The sequence below is a fragment of the Nocardioides sp. GXQ0305 genome (genome assembly GCF_050880345.1).
In the GTDB taxonomy this organism is placed as follows: domain Bacteria; phylum Actinomycetota; class Actinomycetes; order Propionibacteriales; family Nocardioidaceae; genus Nocardioides.
Window position 1 is genome coordinate 20,607 of sequence record NZ_JBNYXG010000011.1, and the last position, 18,040, is coordinate 38,646.

Here is an 18,040-nt window from a genome sequence, read left to right on the forward strand (position 1 = left end):
GATCCCGGGCGCCTTGACCAGATCGTTATCGAAGTCGCAGGGCGCGCACCGTGACCACGGCCTCGCCGATCGCGTCGGAGGCTTCGAGGTCGACCTCGGCGTCGATGACCCAGTCGTGGTGCCCGGCGGGGTCGGCCAGGCTCTGCTGCACCTGCCAGGTACGGCGCCCGTCCACGGTCTCCGGCGTCACCTGGAAGTGGTCGGGGCCCCGCGCGTCCGCGTCGGTGCCGATGACGTCGTGCTCGGCGTAGTAGGCCTCCAGCGCGGTGTCCCAGTCGGCCCGGCTCATCCCGACCCCGCCCGGGGGGTCGAGCCGGTCCGCTGCCTCGCGCTCCAGCCGCTCCAGGCCGGCGGGGTCGTCGCGGGCGCACAGGAGCACCCGCGCGAACATCGCGTTGCGGACCATCACCTCGAACGCCCGCTGCTGCGACAGGGGTCGCGGCGGGGGCGGCGGCGCGTGCTCCACGACGTCGGCTCGTGCGTGGTCCGGGTCGGCCAGCGACTCCCACTCGTCGAGCAGCGAGGAGTCGGTCTGCCGCACGGTCTCCCCCAGCCACTCGACGATGTCGTCGACCTCGGGCGGCCGGTGCCGCTCCGGAACGGTCTGCCGCAGCGCACGGTAGGCGTCGGTCAGGTAGCGCAGCACCAGCCCCTCGGAGCGGGCGAGCTGGTAGCGGGCCACGAAGTCGGTGAAGCCGAGGCCGGATTCCCACATCTCGCGCAGCACCGACTTGGGCTCCAGGGCGTCCTCGGGGAGCCAGGGATGGGTCTCGCGGTAGGTCTCGAACAGGGGCTCCAGCAGGTCGGCGAGCGGTTGGGGCCAGCTGACGTCCTCGATCAGCGCCATCCGGTCGTCGTAGTCGACGCCGTCCGCCTTGAGCTCCGCGATCAGCTCCCCCCGGGCCGCGTGCCGCTGCGCGAACAGGACCTGCCGCGGCCCTTCGAGCACCGCCTCCACCACCGACACCACGTCGAGCGCGTACGTCGGCGCCTCGGGGTCGAGCACGTCGAGAGCGGCCAGCGCGAACAGCGACAGCGGCTGGTGCAGCGCGAAGTCGGGCGGCAGGTCGACGGTCAGGACGTAGCGCCGCCCGTGCTCGTCGGGCTCCGGGAGCCGGGTCACCGTCCCGGCGCGCACCAGCGCCCGGGTCAGCCGCACCGCCCGGCGAGCCAGGCGCAGCTGCTGCCGCCGGTCCTCGTGGTTGTCGGTCAGCAGCCGCCGTACGACGGGGAAGGCGTCCTCCTCGCGGGCCAGGACGTTCACCAGCATCCCGTTGTCCACCTTCATCCGGCTCTCCAGCTGCTCGGGCACGCCCGCGACCAGCTTGTCGTAGGTCTGCTCGTTCCAGACCACGGTGCCGGGCGGCGGCTTCCGGAGCTGCGCCTTGGACCTCTTGTTGCTGCTGGCAGCCGCCTTCTTCCTGGCCTTCTCGTTGTCGATCACGTGCTCGGGTGCCTGGACCACGACGTAGCCGGCGCTGTCGAAGCCCGCACGCCCGGCCCGCCCGGCGATCTGCTGGAACTCCCGCACCTTCAGGACCCGCTGCCGGTGGCCGTCGAACTTGGCGAGCCCGCTGAACAGCACCGTGCGGATCGGGACGTTGATGCCGACCCCGAGGGTGTCGGTGCCGCACACCACGGTCAGCAGCCCCGCCTGCGCGAGCTGCTCGACGACCCGCCGGTACTTCGGCAGCATCCCGGCGTGGTGGACGCCAATCCCCGCACGCAGCAGCTTGTGCAGGGTCTTGCCGAACCCGGCCCCGAACCGGACGCCGGCCGTGCGCTCCGAGATCGCCTCCTTGTCGGCGCGCTTGGCCAGCCCGGCGGTCCGCAGCAGCGAGGCCGCGTGCTCCACGGCGTCGGCCTGCGTGAAGTGGACGACGTAGACCGGGGCCTGGCCGGTCTCCACGAGCTCCTCGAGGGTCTCCGCGAGCGGCTCGGTCGACCAGGTGAAGCTCAGCGGGACCGGGCGCACCGCGTCGTCGACCACGGCGGTGTCGCGGCCGGTCCGCCGGGAGAGGTCCTCGGTGAGCGCGGTCACGTCGCCGAGGGTGGCCGACATCAGGAGGAACTGGGCGCGAGGGAGCTCCAGGAGCGGGACCTGCCAGGCCCACCCGCGGCTCGGCTCGGCGTAGAAGTGGAACTCGTCCATGACCACCAGCCCGACGTCGGCCGCCTGCCCCTCGCGCAGCGCGATGTTGGCGAGCACCTCGGCGGTGCAGCAGATGATCGGGGCGTCCGGGTTGACCGAGGCGTCCCCGGTGAGCAGCCCGACGTCGTCGGCGCCGAAGATCTCGCAGAGCGCGAAGAACTTCTCGTTGACCAGCGCCTTGATGGGAGCGGTGTAGAAGCCCGCCCGGCGGGCTCCGCCCTCCGTGCTGGCTCCGCGCTCCGCGCGCATGGCCAGGATTCCGGCGACCGCGACGAGGGACTTGCCGGAGCCGGTCGGGGTGGCCAGCACGACGTGGTTGCCGGCGAGCAGCTCGAGCACCGCGTCCTCCTGGTGCGGGTAGAGGTCGAGCCCCTGCTCCCCCACCCACGCCGCGAACGCGTCGTACGCCGCGTCCGGCCCGTGACCGGGCACGCTCAGGCGGGTCGCCACGTCAGTCCCGGGCCCGGGGATGGGCGGTGGCGAACACCTCGCGCAGGTTGTCGACGGTGACCAGCGTGTAGACCTGCGTCGTGGTGACCGATGCGTGGCCGAGCAGCTCCTGCACCACGCGCACGTCGGCGCCACCGTCGAGCAGGTGGGTCGCGAACGAGTGGCGCAGGGTGTGGGGCGAGACGTCCCGGGTCACGCCGGCGCGCTCGGCCGCCTTGACCAGGACCGCCCACGCGCTCTGCCGGGTGAGCCGGCCCCCGCGGGAGTTGAGGAACAGCGCGCCGGCGGGTGTCGTGCCGGTCGCCAGCTCGGGTCGGGCGCGGACCAGGTAGCCGTCGACGGCCTCCGCGGCGTACGAGCCCAACGGCACCAGCCGCTCCTTGGACCCCTTGCCCCGCAGCAGCACCGTCCCGTCGACGAGGTCGAGGTCGTCGACGTCGAGCCCGACCGCCTCCGAGATGCGGGCCCCGGTGCCGTAGAGCAGCTCGAGCAGCGCCCGGTCGCGCAGGGCCAGGGTGGTGCCGGCCGCGCCGGCCGCCTCCAGGATCGCCTCCACGTCGGCGAGCGGGAGCGCCTTGGGCAGCCGCTTCGCCGGCGAGGGCGGCTTGACCGCCGCGGCGGGGTCGGCCGTGGCCAGACCGTCCCGCACCGCGAACTTGTGGAAGCCTCGGACCGCGACCACCGTCCGGGCTGCCGAGGTGGCCGAGAGCGCCGGGTGGTCGGCGTCCCCCTCGCGCAGCCGGACCAGGAAGTCGGCCACCACCTGCTCGGTCACCTCGTCCAGGGCGGCGACGCCGCGCTCCCGCAGGAACGCGAGGTAGCGGCGCAGGTCGCGGCGGTACGACGACATCGTGTTGTCCGCCAGTCCCCGCTCCACCGACAGGTGGTCGAGGTAGGTCCGGACCGCCCGGGCCAGCCCGTCGGGCGCCCCGTCAGGCAAGCGCGTCCTCCAGCGGGACGGCCTGGACGCCGACGGCCTCGCCGACCGGCCCGTTGGTGAGCTGGCCGGCGTGGGTGTTCAGGCCGAGCGCCAGGCTGCGGTCGTCGCGACACGCCTGCTGCCAGCCCTTGTCGGTCACCGCGACGACGTAGGGCAGCGTCGCGTTGGTGAGCGCGTACGTCGAGGTGTTGGGCACCGCACCCGGCATGTTCGCGACGCAGTAGAAGATCGAGTCGTGCACCGGGTAGGTCGGGTCGGCGTGCGTGGTCGCCCGGGTGTCCTCGAAGCAGCCGCCCTGGTCGACCGCGATGTCGACCAGCACCGAGCCCGGCTTCATCTGCGAGACCAGCTCGTTGCTGACCAGCTTGGGCGCCGCCGCACCGGGGATCAGCACCGCGCCGATCACCATGTCGGCCTCCATCACCTGCTGCTGGATGGCCAGCTTGGACGACGCCAGGCCGTGGACCCGGTTGTTGTAGCGCCAGAAGGACATCCGCAGCTTGTCGAGGTCGGTGTCGAGCAGGGTCACGTCGGCGCCCATGCCGAGGGCGATGTTGGCGGCGTTCTGGCCGGAGACACCGGCGCCGATGATCACCACCTTGGCGTTGGCGACCCCGCCGACGCCGCCCATCAGCACGCCGCGGCCGCCCTGGGCCTTGAGCATGGCGTGGGCCCCGACCTGGGGCGCCAGGCAGCCGGCCACCTCCGACATCGGGTAGAGCAGCGGCAGCCCGCCCGAGGGCAGCTGCACGGTCTCGTAGGCGATCGCGGTCACCTTGCGGTCGAGCAGCTCCTGGGTGAGCGGCTTGTCGGCGGCCAGGTGCAGGTAGGTGAAGAGGGTCAGCCCCTCGTGCATCCGGTGGTACTCCTCCGCGATCGGCTCCTTGACCTTCAGGACCGTCTCGGACTCCCCCCACACCCCATCGGCGGAGTCGATGATGGTGGCCCCGGCGGCGACGTACTCGTCGTCGGGGATCTGCGAGCCGAGTCCCGCGTTCTTCTCCACGACCACCTGGTGGCCGTGCTGGGTGAGCTCGTGGACACCCACCGGCGTGAGGGCCACCCGGTACTCGTGGTTCTTGACTTCCTTGGGGACGCCGACCTTCACCTTCGCACTCCTCGTCTGTCGTGGTCAGACCCTGCGGTCCGTGACCTGCGCCACGTCGGTGGCGACGGCAGCCGAGACTACTCCGCGGCGGGTCCGCCGTCGTGGAGCGCCCTCCCGACGACCAGCAGCGTCGCGAGCGCGACCGGTGCGTCGGCCACGCGTCCGTCGAGCACGGCCTCGACGAGGTCGCGGAACGGCGCGCGGAACACCTCCATCTCCGCCTCCTCGTGCACCGGGGTGAAGTCGCCGCGGTCCACCTCCCGCAGCCCCTGGGCGAGGTAGAAGTGCATCACCTCCTCGGAGATGCCCGGCGAGGAGTGGAACGATCCCAGGTGCGTCCACTCCTCGGCCTCCAGGGCCACCTCCTCGCGCAGCTCGCGCCGGGCCGTCAGCTCCGGCTCCTCCCCCTCCACGTCGCACAGTCCGGCGGGCAGCTCGACGAACTGGCGGCGGGCGGGGTGGCGGTACTGGCGGAGCAGGCAGACCTGCCCGTCGTCGTCGACCGCGAGCACGATCACCGCGCCGGGGTGCTCGAGGACCAGCCGCCGGAAGCTCTCGCCGTCCGGGTCGTCGGGGCGGCGTACCCGGTCGGCGCGCAGCGCCAGGACCCAGTCGTCGCGGTACAGGTCCTCGCTGCTGTCCACCGGCCAGGCCTCGACCCGGTCCTGCAGCGTCCGACCCTCAGGTGCGTCCATGACCCGGACGCTACGGTGACGGCATGGACGTCGCCAGCCTGACCCGCGCCGAGGCCGAGGAGCGGTCCCGGCTGCTCGAGGTGACGCGCTACGACCTCGACGTCGACCTGACCGGGCTGCTGGAGGGCGACACCCTGCGCGCGGTGTCCACGGTCACCTTCACCTGCGCCGAGCCGGGAGCGTCGACCTTCGTCGACTGCGTCGCCGACGTCGAGCGGGCCGAGCTCAACGGCGTGGCGCTCGATCCCGCCGACGCGAGCCGCGGCCGGCTGCCGCTCCGTGACCTGCAGGCCGAGAACGTGCTGGTGGTGGCCAGCGCCCAGTCCGACACGGCCAGCTCCAACGGCGTGCAGCGGACGGTGGACGCCAGCGACGGCCTGGTCTACGTCTGGACCAGCTTCGAGCCCGACGAGGCACGCCGGGTGTGGGCCTGCTTCGACCAGCCCGACCTCAAGGCGCCGCACCGGTTCGTCGTCCGCGCCCCCGAGTCGTGGACGGTCACGTCCAACACCGGTCCCGAGTCGGTGACCCCCGCCCCCGAGGGCACCCGCACCTGGGCCTTCCCCGACACCCCGCGGCTCTCGACGTACGTCGTCGTGGTGAACGCCGGGCCGTTCCACGAGGTGCGGCAGCAGCACGACGGCTACGACCTCGGCTTCTACTGCCGGCAGTCGCTGGTCCACGCGCTCGAGCGGGACCTCGACGACCTGGTGACCATCACCCGGCAGGGTCTCGCGTTCTTCGGCGAGCGGTTCGGGGCGCCCTTCCCCCAGCAGCGCTACGACCAGGTCTTCGTCCCCGACCTCGGCGGCGCGATGGAGAACTGGGGCTGCGTCACCTACGGCGACGCCCAGCTCTCCCGGACGCCGCCCAGCCACGCGCAGCGGGCCCTGCTGGCCGAGTTCGTGCTCCACGAGATGGCGCACATGTGGTTCGGCGACCTGGTGACGATGCGCTGGTGGGACGACCTGTGGCTCAACGAGGCCTTCGCGTCCTGGGCCTCCAACTGGGCCCTCTCGCGCGCCACCGAGTACGTCGACCAGTGGGCGGGCTTCCTGGCGATCGCCAAGCGCGCCGCCTACGAGCTGGACATGGGCCCGGCCCGCCACCCGATCCGGGCCGAGGTCCCCGACGTCGACCACGCGACCGCCAACTTCGACGCGATCACCTACGTCAAGGGCCAGAGCGTGCTCCACCAGCTGATGGCCTACCTCGGCGAGGACGCCTTCGTCGCCGGGCTCAGGGCCTACTTCCGCGACCACGCGTGGGGCAACACCCGCCTCGACGACCTGATGTCCGCGTTCGGCGCCGCCGCCGGTACCGACCTGACCGGGTGGACCGCCGCGTGGCTGGACCGGGCCGGCACCGACACGCTGCGGCTGGTCGACGGCACGATCCACGCAGAGTCCCCCGACGACCAGCCGCCGCGGCCCCACCGGCTGAGCGTGGCGAGCTACGCCGCCGACGGCGAGGCGTTGCTGCCGGTGGCGTCGGCCGACGTGCTCCTGTCCGAGCCGGTGACGCCTGTCGACCTGCCGGTCGCCGACCTGCACCTGGTCAACGCCGGCGACACCACCTTCGCCGCGGTGCGTCCCGACGAGGCCTCGCTGCGCACCATGCTCGACCGGCTCGGCCAGCTGCCCGAGCCGCTCTCGCGTGCCCTGGTCGTCGCGACCGTCAACCAGCTGCTGCTGCTCGGCGAGCTGGCTCCGCGCGAGGGCGGCCGCGCGGTGATCCGGGCGCTCCGGACCGAGCGCAACCCCTCCCTCGTCGAGCCGTTCCTCAGCGTGGCCCTGACCATCTCGGACCGGTGGGCGTCCCCGACCGACTCCCCCGGGCTGATGGAGTCGCTGGCCGACAGTGCGGTGGTGCTGGCCGGCGTGGCCGAGCACCGGCAGCCGGCCCTGCGCACCCTGGCCGCCACCGCGACCACCGACGAGCACTGGGAGGTGCTCGACAAGGCGGTCGCCGAGGCCGACGACCTCGACCTGGCGTGGCGGGCGACCACGCGTCGCTCGGAGCTCTCCGGCTACGACGACCGCGCGGTGCAGCGCCTGCTCGACCAGGACCGCGACCCCGAGGCCCACGTGAAGCGCCTCCGGGCCCTGGCCGCCGCCCCCGACACCGACGCCAAGGAGCAGGTCTGGGACGCGGTGTTCGTCCACCACACGGTCCCGGCGGGACGAGACACCCTCGACCTCGGCGCCACCTTCTGGCGGCCCACCCAGGCCGACCTGCTGCGGCCGTACACCCGGCGCTACCTCGAGGAGCTGCCACGCCTGACCGGCGGCCTGCTCCACCAAGGGCTGGTGATCCGGGCCATGTTCCCCTACGGCACGGGTGACGAGACCTTCCTCGAGGGCGCGCAGGCCCTCGCCGCCGATCAGTCGCTCGGCGCGTACGCCCGCAACACCCTGCGGGCGGGCTCGTTCACGCTCTCCCGGATCCTGGCCGCCCGGGCGCTGTAGCCCAGGACGGCACGCTCAGTCCTCGTCGAGGTCCTGGCGCCGGAGCCCGGTCTCGTCGATCGGGAACCGCTCGGCCCGCTGCCGCTCGATCGCGGCGCCGATCAGCCCGGCGAACAGCGGGTGCGGCCGGGTCGGGCGCGAGCGGAGCTCTGGGTGGGCCTGGGTCGCCACGTAGTAGGGGTGCACGTCGCGCGGCAGCTCGACGAACTCGACCAGCCCGAGGTCGGGGTTCGTGCCGGAGAACACCAGCCCGGCCTCGGCGAGCTGGTCACGGTAGTCGTTGTTGACCTCGTAGCGGTGGCGGTGCCGCTCCTGGATGGTGGCCGCGCCGTACGCCTCCTGCACCAGGCTGCCCTCGGCGAGGGCCGCCGGGTACAGCCCCAGCCGCATCGTGCCACCCAGGTCGCCGGCGCCCTCGACGTAGGACTTCTGCTCCTCCATCGTCGCGATGACCGGTTCGGGGCCGTCTGGGTCGAACTCGGAGGACCCGGCCTTCTCCAGGCCGGCGACGTTGCGGGCGTACTCGATGACCATGCACTGCAGGCCCAGGCACAGCCCGAGGGTGGGGATGCCGTGGCTGCGCGCGTAGGTGAGCGCGCCGAGCTTGCCCTCGATGCCGCGGATGCCGAACCCGCCGGGGACGCACACGGCGTCGACCTCGGCGAGCTGGCGGGCGGCTCCGCTCGCCGTCGCGCACTCGTCGGAAGCGATCCAGCGCAGGTGGACCCTGGCCTCGTGGGCGAACCCGCCCGCGCGCAGGGCCTCGGCCACCGAGAGATAGGCGTCGGGCAGGTCGACGTACTTGCCGACCAGGCCGACGGTCACCTCCTCGGCGGGGTGGTGCACCCGACGCAGCAGGTCGTCCCAGTCGGTCCAGTCGACGTCCCGGAAGGGCAGGTCGAGCCGGCGTACGAGGTAGGCGTCCAGCCCCTCGCGGTGGAGCACCTTGGGGATGTCGTAGATCGACGGAGCGTCGGCCGCGGTGACCACCGCCTCGTCGTCGACGTCGCACATCAGCGAGATCTTCCGCTTGATCCCGACGGGGAGCTCCCGGTCGGAGCGGCAGACGATCGCGTCGGGCTGGATGCCGATCGAGCGCAGGGCCGCGACGGAGTGCTGGGTGGGCTTGGTCTTCAGCTCGCCCGAGGGGCCGATGAAGGGGACCAGCGAGACGTGGATGAAGAAGCAGTTGTCACGGCCGATCTCGTGGCGGGTCTGTCGGGCGGCCTCCAGGAAGGGCAGCGACTCGATGTCACCGACGGTGCCGCCGATCTCGGTGATCACGACGTCGACCGCCGCCTCGCCCTGGCCACGTCCCATCGCGAGGATCCGGTCCTTGATCTCGTTGGTGATGTGGGGGATCACCTGGACGGTGTCTCCGAGGTAGTCGCCGCGTCGCTCCTTGGCGATCACGCTGGAGTAGACCTGGCCGGTCGTCACGTTGGCGATCTGGGACAGGTCGGTGTCGAGGAACCGCTCGTAGTGCCCGATGTCGAGGTCGGTCTCGGCCCCGTCATCGGTCACGAACACCTCGCCGTGCTGGAACGGGTTCATGGTGCCGGGGTCGACGTTGAGGTAGGGGTCCAGCTTCTGCATGGTCACCCGCAACCCGCGCGCCTTCAACAGGTTGCCGAGGCTGGAGGCCGTGAGCCCCTTGCCGAGGGAGGAGGCGACGCCTCCGGTGACGAACACGTGCTTGACCGGCGTCGCATGCTTCACGGGCTTCGATCCTACCCGAGGGGGGCCGCTCCGTCGGATCCCGACGCTCCGTAGGAACCCGGCGGATCCTCGACCGGGGCGGCGAGGGCGAGAACGGCGGCCATCCGACCCGCCGCGCCGTCGGCCCCGTCGACCGTGGAGACCACGCCGGCCTCCTCGAGGGCCTGCAGGTCACCGGGACGCTCGTCGGCGGTGACGACGACCCGGCGGGCGCGCTGGGCCAGGCCCGCCGTGAGCCCCTCGACGACCGCGTCCTCGACGTCGTCGCCGAGCACCACCAGCACCAGGGGTGCCGTCTTGGGCTGCTCGCCACTCGTGGTGAGCAGCGACGCGGCGTCCAGGCTCTGCCGGATCGTGGTCGCGTCGTCGCCGACGACCTGGGCTCGTTCGTCCCGGGTGGCGACCGCGGCTCCCAGCAGCTGGCCCATCCGTTCGTACGGCGGCGCGTCGGCGTCGGCGACCTCGCTGCCGAGCTGCTCGAGCATCTGCTCGCCCAGGGTGTCGACGAGCGCGGTCTCGCTCGCGGAGACCAGCGAGGTCCCGATCTGCCAGCGGTTCGTGATGTCGCCCCCGGCCTGCTCGGCCGCCTCGACCAGCGCCTCGACGTCCGCCTCGTCGGCACCGGGGGTGCTGACGACGGTGAAAACGCGTCCGGACAGCTGGTCGCGGGTGACGGTGGGGGCCACGGCCTCGGCCAGCTCGTCGGCCGACTCCTCGGTGGGCTGGGGAGCCTGACGCGGCTCTGCGCGGGCCGGGACCAGGGTCTCGCGGCTGAGCGGTCCCGCTCCCAGCGCGATGCCGGTGGCGAGCGCGAGCACGAGCAACACGGCCGCCACCAGGTGACGGCGTACGAGGGTCATGACAGCCACCCGGCCACCTGGGAGCGCAGCGACTCGAACCAGGCCCACGCCTGGGCCAGCCACTCCTGGCCGACCGGTGTCGTCGCCAGCGCGACCGTGAGCGCGAGCAGGCCGACCAGCAGGGCCAGGAACAGGTGTCGTGGACGGAGCCGACCGGAGTAGAGCACCGGCACGGCCGTCGCGTCGACCAGCCGCTGCCCGACCTTGAGCCGGGTCAGGTAGGTGCTGGCGAGACCCGCGCGCTGGCGGTCCAGGAACTCGTCGAGGGTGGCGTGCATCCCCACGCCGACGATCACCGACGCGTCGCCGTCGTCGGCGAGCAGCAGGGCGATGTCCTCGGAGGTGGCGGAGGTCTCGACCCGCACCGGACGCAGCCCGAGCCGCTCGAGGTGCTCGAGGGGCCGGCGGTCGCCCCGGTCGACGCGGACCACCACGTCGCGGGCGGCGCGCAGGGTCGCAGCCGACGGCAGCTCACCGCCGCTGTTCTCGAGGACCACGACGTGCGGGGCGAGGCCGGCCTCGTGCAGCACGTCGGCCCCGCGGTCGACCCCGATCAGGACGGGGCGCCGCTCCCGGACGAACGCACCGATCCTGCGGAGCTCGGAGCGGTGCTCCTGGCCCTCTACGACGATCACCGCGGGCCGGCCGGCGAGCCGCGCGCCCCCGGACGGCAGGCCCTCGCCGTGGAGGAGCAGCGCCTCCTCGCGGCGCAGGAACTCGGTGCTGTTGTGGGTGAACGTCTCGAGCTGGGTGGCCAGGCCGCTGCGGGCCTGGGTCATCTCCTGGTCGAGGAGGTCGGCGCCGACCTCGCGCCCGAGGGCGACCGGCTTGTTGTCGACGTACACCATCTCGTCGTGGACGCGGACCCGGGAGCCGTCGGTCACGTGCTGGAGCCCCTCGAGGCGGTCGACCATGAGGACGCCGCCTTGGGCCAGCAGGGCCGGGCCCAGGGCCGGGTAGCGCCCGGACAGGAAGGGCGAGACGTTCAGGACGGCCGCGACCCGGGCGTCCAGGAGCGCCTGGGCGGTCGCCCGGTCGAGGTCGAGGTGGTCGATGACCGCGATGTCGCCCGGCCGCAGCCGGGGAAGCAACACCTTGGTACGGCGGTCGACGCGCACGGTCCCGGTGAGCCCGGGCTGCGCGGAGGTCTTGTTGCGGACGGGCACCGCCCCATGGTGTCAGCCGGGCACGGGCGCGAGACGCATCCGTGACGCTTCGGCGCGTCAGCCGCAGGCGCGTGCCGGAAGGGCCGTCTCGAGCAGCTCGCGGGCGTGGGCGAGGGCGTTGTCGGACTCGCTCATCCCGGCCATCATCCGCGACAGCTCACGCTCGCGGCCGGTGTCGTCGAGCACCGTCAGCCCGGAGCTGGTGACGGTGCCGTCGTCGGTCTTCGCGACCACGACGTGGCGGTCGGCGTACGCCGCGACCTGGGGCAGGTGGGTGACCACGAGGACCTGGGACGAGTGCGCGAGTCGGGCCAGGCGCCGGCCCACCTCGACGGCCGCGGCGCCCCCCACCCCGGCGTCGACCTCGTCGAACACGAACGTCGGCGCCGGGCCGGTCCCGGCCAGCGCCACCTCGAGGGCGAGCATCACCCGCGACAGCTCGCCACCCGACGCGCCCTTCGCGAGCGGCCGGGCCTCGCCGCCGACGTTGGCCGCGAGCCGGAAGTCGACCTCGTCGCGGCCGGACTGCCCGAACCGCTCCCGCCGGGTCACCACGACCTCGACCCGGGCGTGGGGCATGGCGAGGTCCGCGAGCTCGGCGGTGACCTCGTCGCCGAGGCGCGCCGCCGCCTCCTCCCGCCCCGACGACAGCTCGTCGGCGACGGCGGTCAGCTCGGACTCCAGCCGGTCGCGCGCCGCGCGCAGCTCCTCGACCCGCTCGTCGGTGCCGTCGAGCTCGAGCAGCCGCCCCGCCGAGTGCTCCTGCCAGGCCAGCACCTCGTCGATCGTCTCGCCGTACTTGCGGGTGAGGGCGACCAGCGCGGCCCGGCGCTCGGACACCGCTGCCAGCCGCGCCGGGTCGGTCTCGAGGGCCGACGCGTACGACGCGACGTCGGCCGCGAGGTCCGCCAGGACGTAGGACAGCTCGGCGACCCGGTCGGCCAGCCCCGCCGCCTGGGGGTCGTGCTCGCGGACCCCCTCCAGGGCGGTGCGGGCGGCGGCCACCGCGCCGAGCGCGTCAGGACGGTCCAGCTCGCTGGACAGCGCCTCGCGGGCACCCTCCGCGGCCACCCGCAGCGAGTCGGCGTGGCCGAGCCGGGCCTCCTCCGCGGCGAGCTCGACGTCCTCGCCGGGCTGGGGCGCGACCTGGGTGACCTCGTCGAGGCCGAACCGCAGCAGGTCGGCCTCGCGGGCCCGGTCCCGGGCGTGGGTGGTGACGTCGTCGAGCTCGTGCTCGGTGGCCCGGAGCTCGGCGTGCAGGTCGCGGTAGCGGGTCAGGAGGTCGACGACCGGAGCCCCGGCGAACCGGTCGAGCGCGCCGAGCTGGGCGGCGGGACGCAGCAGCCGGTGCTGGTCGGACTGGCCGTGGACGGCGACGAGCGGCTCGGTGAGGTCGGCCAGCCGGCTGATCGGCAGGGACGCGCCGCCGGCGAAGGCGCGGGAGCGCCCCTCGGCGCTGACGGTCCGTCCGAGGACCACCCGGTCGTCCTCGACCTCGCCCCCGACGTCGTCGACCTCGTCCGCGACGCCGGGCAGCGCGTCGACCCGCACCGTGCCCTCGACGCGGGCGGTGCGGGCGCCGGTGCGGACCGCGCCGCTGTCGGCGCGCCCGCCGAGCAGCAGCCCGAGGGCGGTCACGACCATGGTCTTGCCGGCGCCGGTCTCACCGGTGATGACGGTGAGCCCGGGGCCGAGCTCGAGCGTCGAGGAGTCGATGACGCCGAGCTGCTCGATGCGGATCTCCTCAAGCACGGTCGACCCCGGGTGGGCGTCGCCGCTCGGCCGCGCCCCGCCAGCCCTCGACCGACAGGCCGAACTTGGCCACCAGCCGATCGGTGAACGGTGCCTCGTGGAGCCGCACCAGGCGCATCGGCCGTGCGCCTCGGCGTACTTCGATCCGGGCCCCCGGCGGCAGGTCGACGGTCCGTCGCCCGTCGCACCACAGCACGCCGGGGCGGTCGCTCTGCGAGAGCACCTCGACGGCCACGACGGAGGTCGGTGCCACCACCAGCGGACGGGCGAACAGCGCGTGGGCACTCAGCGGCACGACGCACAGCGCGTCGACCTCGGGCCACACGACGGGGCCCCCGGCCGAGAAGTTGTAGGCGGTGGACCCGGTGGGGGTCGCACAGACCACACCGTCGCAGCCCCACCGGGACAGCGGCCGGCCGTCGATCTCGAGGACGACCTCGAGCATCCGCTCGCGGGCGGCCTTCTCGACGCTGGCCTCGTTGACGGCAAAGGTGCGGGCCACCACCTCACCGTCGCGGAGCACGGTCACGTCGAGGGTGAGCCGCTCGTCGGTGGTGTAGTGACGGCCGGCGATCGCCTCGATGGTGGCGTCGACGTCCTCGACCTCGGCCTCGGCCAGGAAGCCGACGTGCCCGATGTTGACGCCCAGCACGGGGGCGCCATCGGCGTGCGCCAGCTCGGCGGCCCGGAGGATCGAGCCGTCGCCGCCGACCACCACCACCAGCTCGCAGTCGCGGCCCGCCTCGGTCGTCGCGCCCACCAGCTCGAGCAGGGGCGACCCACCCTCGAGCCCGATGTCGGCGGCCTCCTCGGCGAGCATCCGGACCACGATGCCGTGGTCGTGCAGGCGCGCGACGAGAGCGCGCGAGATCTCGCGCGCGTCGTGACGTGCGGTGTGGGAGACCAGCAGCACACGCCGGGGGTCGGGGCTCACGGGCCCACCTTCTCACCCGGAGCCGACGGTCCGGTCCCGGCCCGCACCACCGCGTCGCGCTCCGCGTCGGTGACGGCGGCCGGCCCTCGGCGCAGCCAGAGGAAGAACTCCACGTTGCCCGACGGACCCGGCAGCGGGCTGGGCGTCACCCCCACGGCCCCCCAGCCACGCTCGCGGGCGGCGTCGGCGACGGCGGCGACCGCCGCGGCCCGGAGCGCCGGGTCGCGGACGACACCCCCCTTGCCGACGCGGTCCTTGCCGACCTCGAACTGCGGCTTGACCATCAGCACCAGGTCACCGCCGGGGTCGGTCACGGAGATGATCGGGTCGAGGACGAGGACGAGGGAGATGAACGACAGGTCACCCACCACGACGTCCACCGGGTCGCCTACGAGCTGCGGAGTGAGCTCGCGGATGTTGGTGCGGTCGTGCACCGCGACCCGCGGGTCCTGCCGCAGTGACCAGGCGAGCTGGCCGTAGCCGACGTCAACCGCCACCACCTCGCGTGCCCCCCGACGCAGCAGCACGTCGGTGAAGCCACCCGTCGACGCGCCGGCGTCGAGGCACCTGCGCTCGGCCACGTCGAGTCCCGCACCGGCGAACGCGTCGAGGGCGCCGGCGAGCTTGTGCCCACCACGGGACACGTAGTCGGGCCGCGAGGGGTCGTCCCGGACGACGATCGCGGCGTCGGTCGTGACGCCGGTGGCGGGCTTGGTCGCCGCGGCCCCGGAGACGGTCACCCGGCCGGCGAGGACCAGCTCCGCGGCGTGGTCGCGCGACCTGGCGAGTCCACGCCGGACCAGCTCGGCGTCCAGGCGCTGCCGCCGCGGCACAGCCGGTCAGTCGGTGCCGTCGAGGGAGCGCCGCAGCTGCTCGTGTGCGCCCTCGAACACTGCGGGGTGCTCCGCCACGGGCCGGTCGTCGAGCGCCTCCACCGAGTCGAGGACCGCGTCGACATCGGGGACGCCGGTGCGGACGGGCTCAGGGGTCTCGTGCTCGGTCAGGCTCATAGCGTCGAGGCTACCGTCCCGGGGGCGCCGGGGGCGGCAGCAGACCGGCGGTGTCCACAGGCGTTCCCGTGGCGTCGAGGTGCTGCCAGGCCGCTGCCGCCACGGCGCGCCACCAGTCCTCACCGGTCCCGTCGCCATCGACCGCGACCCGGCCGTCAACGACGTGCGCGGACCAGCCGCCGGCGGTCCACCCCGCACCGTCCCGCACCGGCGCCCCGTGCGTCTCGAGCAGCCCGCCCAGGTCGGCGGCGAGGAACGTCGGTCGCAGGGCCGGCTCGGCGGCGACGAGGTCGTCGAGGCCGGTCACCCCGGTGAGCACCAGCAGCGTGTCGACCTCGGCCCGGCGGCCGCCCTCGATGTCGGTGTCGAGCCGGTCGCCGACCATCAGCGGGTGGGACCCGCCCACGCGCCGGATCGTCTCGGCCAGCAGCGGACGGGCCGGCTTGCCGGCGATCTCGGGGGTGACGCCGGAGAAGTCGGCGAGCAGCCGGACCAGGGCGCCGTGTCCGGGGGCCACTCCGTCGGGGGTGGGCAGGGTCAGGTCGGTGTTGCTGGCGACCCAGGGCAGGCCCTCGCGGATCCGCGACGCTGCCCGCATCACCTCGTGCCAGAGGACGTCGGGCCCGTAACCGGTGACGACGGCGTCGGCCTCCTCGTCCACGGCGGTCGGCCGGAGGCCGGCCTCGCGGAGTGCCTCGCGGAGCCCGTCGGCGCCCAGCACGGCCACGGCCGCACCCGTCCCGAACCGGTCGAGGAGCACGTGGGCGGCTGCCTGGGCCGAGGTCACGACGTCCGAGGCGTCCGCGTCGACCCCGAGGCGGGTCAGCTTGTCGGCGAATACCGCCGGGGGCCGCGACGCGTTGTTGGTCACGTAGGCCACGTGCACCCCGCTCCCCCGGACCCGCGCGAGGTGCTCGGGGGCGCCCGGGACCGCGTGGTCCCCGACGTAGACGACCCCGTCGAGGTCGAGCATCACCAGGTCGTAGGCCTCCACGAGGGGCCGCTCGGACGACTCGAGCACGCGCCCACCTCCCGTCCCCTCGAGGGCACCCGGCACCCTACGATGCTCTGATGGACCCCGGCGCCACCGACCCCTCGCTCGGCGTCGCCGGACCGCTACGGCTGAGCACCTTCCGGGCCCTCATGCTCTCGCCTCGCCGGGTCGGCGACCCCGCTTCGGCCCGGGCGTTCGCGCGACCGTACCGCGACGTCACCGAGCGCCTGCAGCGGTGGGAGAAGCAGGGACACCTGCGCCACGACGACACGCCGGGCCTGTACCTCCACGAGTACACGGTCGACGGACTCACCGTCCGTGGCCTGGTGGGCGCCCTGGAGGTCAGCCACCACACGTCGGACCCCGAGGCCCGGGTCGTGCTGCCGCACGAGGCGGTCGAGCCGCGGCAGAGCGTCGAGCTCGCAGGCCGGATGGAGCAGATGGACCTGAACCCGGCACCGATCCTGCTCGTCCACCGAGGACCGGCCGAGGTCCGGGCCGTCGTCCACGACGTGGTGTCCGGCGAGCCGTGGGCCGAGTTCATTGACCGCGGGCAGCGCTGGAACCGGGTCTGGGCGATCCGGGACAGCGACCTGCTCAGGACCGTGGCCCAGCACCTGGCGGAGTGCCGGACCCTGCTGGCCGACGGCCACCACCGCTACGCCGCCTACCTGCAGCTGCAGCGCACCCACCCCGGCACCGCCGCGGACCGCGGGCTGGCGATGCTCGTCGACCAGGACGACACACCGTTGTTCCTCGGCGCCATCCACCGCACCTTCGCCCGGACGTCGCTGGAGGACCTGGCCCTGGCGGTGGAGGGGGTGGCCTCGTTCGCCTCCACGAGCGAGGCCGACGCGATGAGCGCGCTCGGCCCGAGCACCCTCGTGGCGACCGACGGGGCCGCCTGGGCGCGCCTCGAGCTCAGGCTCCCCCCGGGGCGGGCCGCGGTCGAGGCGTTGCACGAGGAGGTGGTGCCGCGTCTGCGAGGCCGCAAGAGGCGGCTCGCCTACCACCACACCGCCGAGGAGACCCTGCGCCGCCTGCCGCGCGGCGGGGTCGCCGTGCTGATGCCGGCACCCGACTTCGACCTGGTCGAGCAGATCGTCTCCCACCACCGCCTGCTGCCCGAGAAGGCCACCTCGTTCCAGCCCAAGCCGGGGATCGGGGTGCTCATGCGCTCGCTGCACGACGGATGAGCCTCGCCGTCCGGACCTCCACCTCCACCCGGGACACGGTCGCTCCCCCGCTCCGGAAGAAGCGACGCCGCAGCGCACCGGCCACCTCGACCTGGTCGCCGTCGCGCCAGCGGGACACCGACCGCCGGGTGCGGCCGTCCCAGGCGGCGCAGTCGACGACGTCGACCGTCTGCCGTCCTCGCGGGGACTCCCGCGGGACGACGATGCGGAAGGACCACATCCGGTCGCCGCTGGGCAGCTCGCGCTCCTCGGGCTCCCCCGAGACCCGCCCGTCGAGCCGCACCTCGTTGGCGGGCCTGGCCGGGCTCTCCTCCACCTTGTCCATCTCGATCACCTCCGCCCCCAGCCTCGGGGTCCGCGAGGACGTCGGGGCGCGACCGTGGCCGGCCCTGGGGACGACGCCTCGTCAGGCGTTCCTGTGGACGGGAGCTGGCGCACGCACGGGTCGTTCGTCGCCAGAACGGGCCCGGAAATGCCTCGAGGGCCACCCCGGTGTCGGGGTGGCCCTCGGAAAAGGATGTCCGGCGGCGTCCTACTCTCCCACAGCCTGTCGGTTGCAGTACCATCGGCGCTGATCGGCTTAACTTCCGGGTTCG

15 protein-coding genes and 1 rRNA gene are annotated in these 18,040 nt (G+C 73.7%); 2 read left to right on the forward strand and 14 right to left on the reverse strand.

Annotation, left to right across the window (positions count from 1 at the left end):
- Positions 1 to 25 precede the first annotated feature (25 nt).
- From ACQ1X7_RS19515 to ACQ1X7_RS19530, 4 genes are all read right to left on the reverse strand, one after another.
- The gene (locus ACQ1X7_RS19515; protein ID WP_432479909.1) at positions 26 to 2,602 is read right to left on the reverse strand and encodes a DEAD/DEAH box helicase; all 2,577 of its coding nucleotides are present in this window, start codon (positions 2,600 to 2,602) and stop codon (positions 26 to 28) included.
- 1 nt (position 2,603) lies between these two features.
- Complete coding sequence (xerD, locus tag ACQ1X7_RS19520) at positions 2,604 to 3,542, reverse strand: site-specific tyrosine recombinase XerD (protein WP_432479910.1); 939 nt, start codon at positions 3,540 to 3,542, stop codon at positions 2,604 to 2,606.
- On the reverse strand, positions 3,535 to 4,650 hold the full coding sequence (ald, locus tag ACQ1X7_RS19525) for an alanine dehydrogenase (protein WP_432479911.1): 1,116 nt from the start codon (positions 4,648 to 4,650) through the stop codon (positions 3,535 to 3,537). The genes xerD and ald overlap by 8 nt, the downstream gene beginning before the upstream one ends.
- Before the next feature lie 77 nt (positions 4,651 to 4,727).
- Positions 4,728 to 5,345, reverse strand: coding sequence for an NUDIX domain-containing protein (locus ACQ1X7_RS19530; RefSeq protein WP_432479912.1), 618 nt, complete (start codon positions 5,343 to 5,345; stop codon positions 4,728 to 4,730).
- A gap of 23 nt (positions 5,346 to 5,368) precedes the next feature.
- Here ACQ1X7_RS19530 and pepN point away from each other — a divergent pair, with 23 nt between their 5' ends.
- Entirely contained in the window at positions 5,369 to 7,813 is a 2,445-nt protein-coding gene (gene pepN, locus ACQ1X7_RS19535; RefSeq protein WP_432479913.1) for an aminopeptidase N, read from the forward strand.
- A 15-nt stretch (positions 7,814 to 7,828) separates the two neighbouring features.
- On the opposite strand, the gene ACQ1X7_RS19540 is transcribed toward pepN, so the two are convergent.
- The 8 genes from ACQ1X7_RS19540 to ACQ1X7_RS19575 are packed head-to-tail and all read right to left on the reverse strand — an operon-like array spanning position 7,829 to position 16,275.
- A complete protein-coding gene (locus ACQ1X7_RS19540; RefSeq protein ID WP_432479914.1) occupies positions 7,829 to 9,532 on the reverse strand; it encodes a CTP synthase in 1,704 nt (567 codons plus the stop codon).
- An 11-nt stretch (positions 9,533 to 9,543) separates the two neighbouring features.
- The gene (locus ACQ1X7_RS19545) at positions 9,544 to 10,392 is read right to left on the reverse strand and encodes a copper transporter (protein ID WP_432479923.1); all 849 of its coding nucleotides are present in this window, start codon (positions 10,390 to 10,392) and stop codon (positions 9,544 to 9,546) included.
- Positions 10,389 to 11,558 carry a putative cytokinetic ring protein SteA gene (gene steA / locus ACQ1X7_RS19550; protein ID WP_432479915.1) on the reverse strand — a complete coding sequence of 390 codons (1,170 nt, stop codon included), beginning with the start codon at positions 11,556 to 11,558 and terminating at the stop codon, positions 10,389 to 10,391. The genes ACQ1X7_RS19545 and steA overlap by 4 nt, the downstream gene beginning before the upstream one ends.
- Positions 11,559 to 11,615: 57 nt before the next feature.
- Positions 11,616 to 13,310, reverse strand: coding sequence for a DNA repair protein RecN (gene recN, locus ACQ1X7_RS19555; protein WP_432479916.1), 1,695 nt, complete (start codon positions 13,308 to 13,310; stop codon positions 11,616 to 11,618).
- Complete coding sequence (locus ACQ1X7_RS19560) at positions 13,303 to 14,244, reverse strand: NAD kinase (protein ID WP_432479917.1); 942 nt, start codon at positions 14,242 to 14,244, stop codon at positions 13,303 to 13,305. Before ACQ1X7_RS19560 ends, recN begins: the two co-directional genes overlap by 8 nt.
- Positions 14,241 to 15,077, reverse strand: a complete 837-nt coding sequence (locus ACQ1X7_RS19565) for a TlyA family RNA methyltransferase (protein ID WP_432479918.1) — start codon at positions 15,075 to 15,077, stop codon at positions 14,241 to 14,243. Before ACQ1X7_RS19565 ends, ACQ1X7_RS19560 begins: the two co-directional genes overlap by 4 nt.
- A 6-nt stretch (positions 15,078 to 15,083) precedes the next feature.
- On the reverse strand, positions 15,084 to 15,254 hold the full coding sequence (locus tag ACQ1X7_RS19570; protein WP_432479919.1) for a hypothetical protein: 171 nt from the start codon (positions 15,252 to 15,254) through the stop codon (positions 15,084 to 15,086).
- Positions 15,255 to 15,264: 10 nt separating this feature from the next.
- The gene (locus ACQ1X7_RS19575; protein WP_432479920.1) at positions 15,265 to 16,275 is read right to left on the reverse strand and encodes an HAD-IIA family hydrolase; all 1,011 of its coding nucleotides are present in this window, start codon (positions 16,273 to 16,275) and stop codon (positions 15,265 to 15,267) included.
- Between the two features lie 50 nt (positions 16,276 to 16,325).
- On the opposite strand from ACQ1X7_RS19575, the gene ACQ1X7_RS19580 reads away from it, so the two are divergent.
- Entirely contained in the window at positions 16,326 to 17,444 is a 1,119-nt protein-coding gene (locus tag ACQ1X7_RS19580; RefSeq protein ID WP_432479921.1) for a DUF1015 family protein, read from the forward strand.
- On the opposite strand, the gene ACQ1X7_RS19585 is transcribed toward ACQ1X7_RS19580, so the two are convergent.
- On the reverse strand, positions 17,419 to 17,769 hold the full coding sequence (locus ACQ1X7_RS19585) for a single-stranded DNA-binding protein (protein ID WP_432479922.1): 351 nt from the start codon (positions 17,767 to 17,769) through the stop codon (positions 17,419 to 17,421). The genes ACQ1X7_RS19580 and ACQ1X7_RS19585 overlap by 26 nt on opposite strands.
- A gap of 194 nt (positions 17,770 to 17,963) precedes the next feature.
- Positions 17,964 to 18,040: ribosomal RNA gene (gene rrf, locus ACQ1X7_RS19590) — 5S ribosomal RNA — on the reverse strand; the annotation flags it as partial.

Bases quoted from the DNA above. Each gene is read 5' to 3' on its own strand.
- ACQ1X7_RS19580 (WP_432479921.1), top strand. From the start codon at position 16,326: ATGGACCCCGGCGCCACCGACCCCTCGCTCGGCGTCGCCGGACCGCTA.
- ACQ1X7_RS19545 (WP_432479923.1), bottom strand. From the start codon at position 10,392: ATGACCCTCGTACGCCGTCACCTGGTGGCGGCCGTGTTGCTCGTGCTC.
- ACQ1X7_RS19530 (WP_432479912.1), bottom strand. From the start codon at position 5,345: ATGGACGCACCTGAGGGTCGGACGCTGCAGGACCGGGTCGAGGCCTGG.
- pepN (WP_432479913.1), top strand. From the start codon at position 5,369: ATGGACGTCGCCAGCCTGACCCGCGCCGAGGCCGAGGAGCGGTCCCGG.
- ACQ1X7_RS19585 (WP_432479922.1), bottom strand. From the start codon at position 17,769: ATGGACAAGGTGGAGGAGAGCCCGGCCAGGCCCGCCAACGAGGTGCGG.
- ACQ1X7_RS19570 (WP_432479919.1), bottom strand. From the start codon at position 15,254: ATGAGCCTGACCGAGCACGAGACCCCTGAGCCCGTCCGCACCGGCGTC.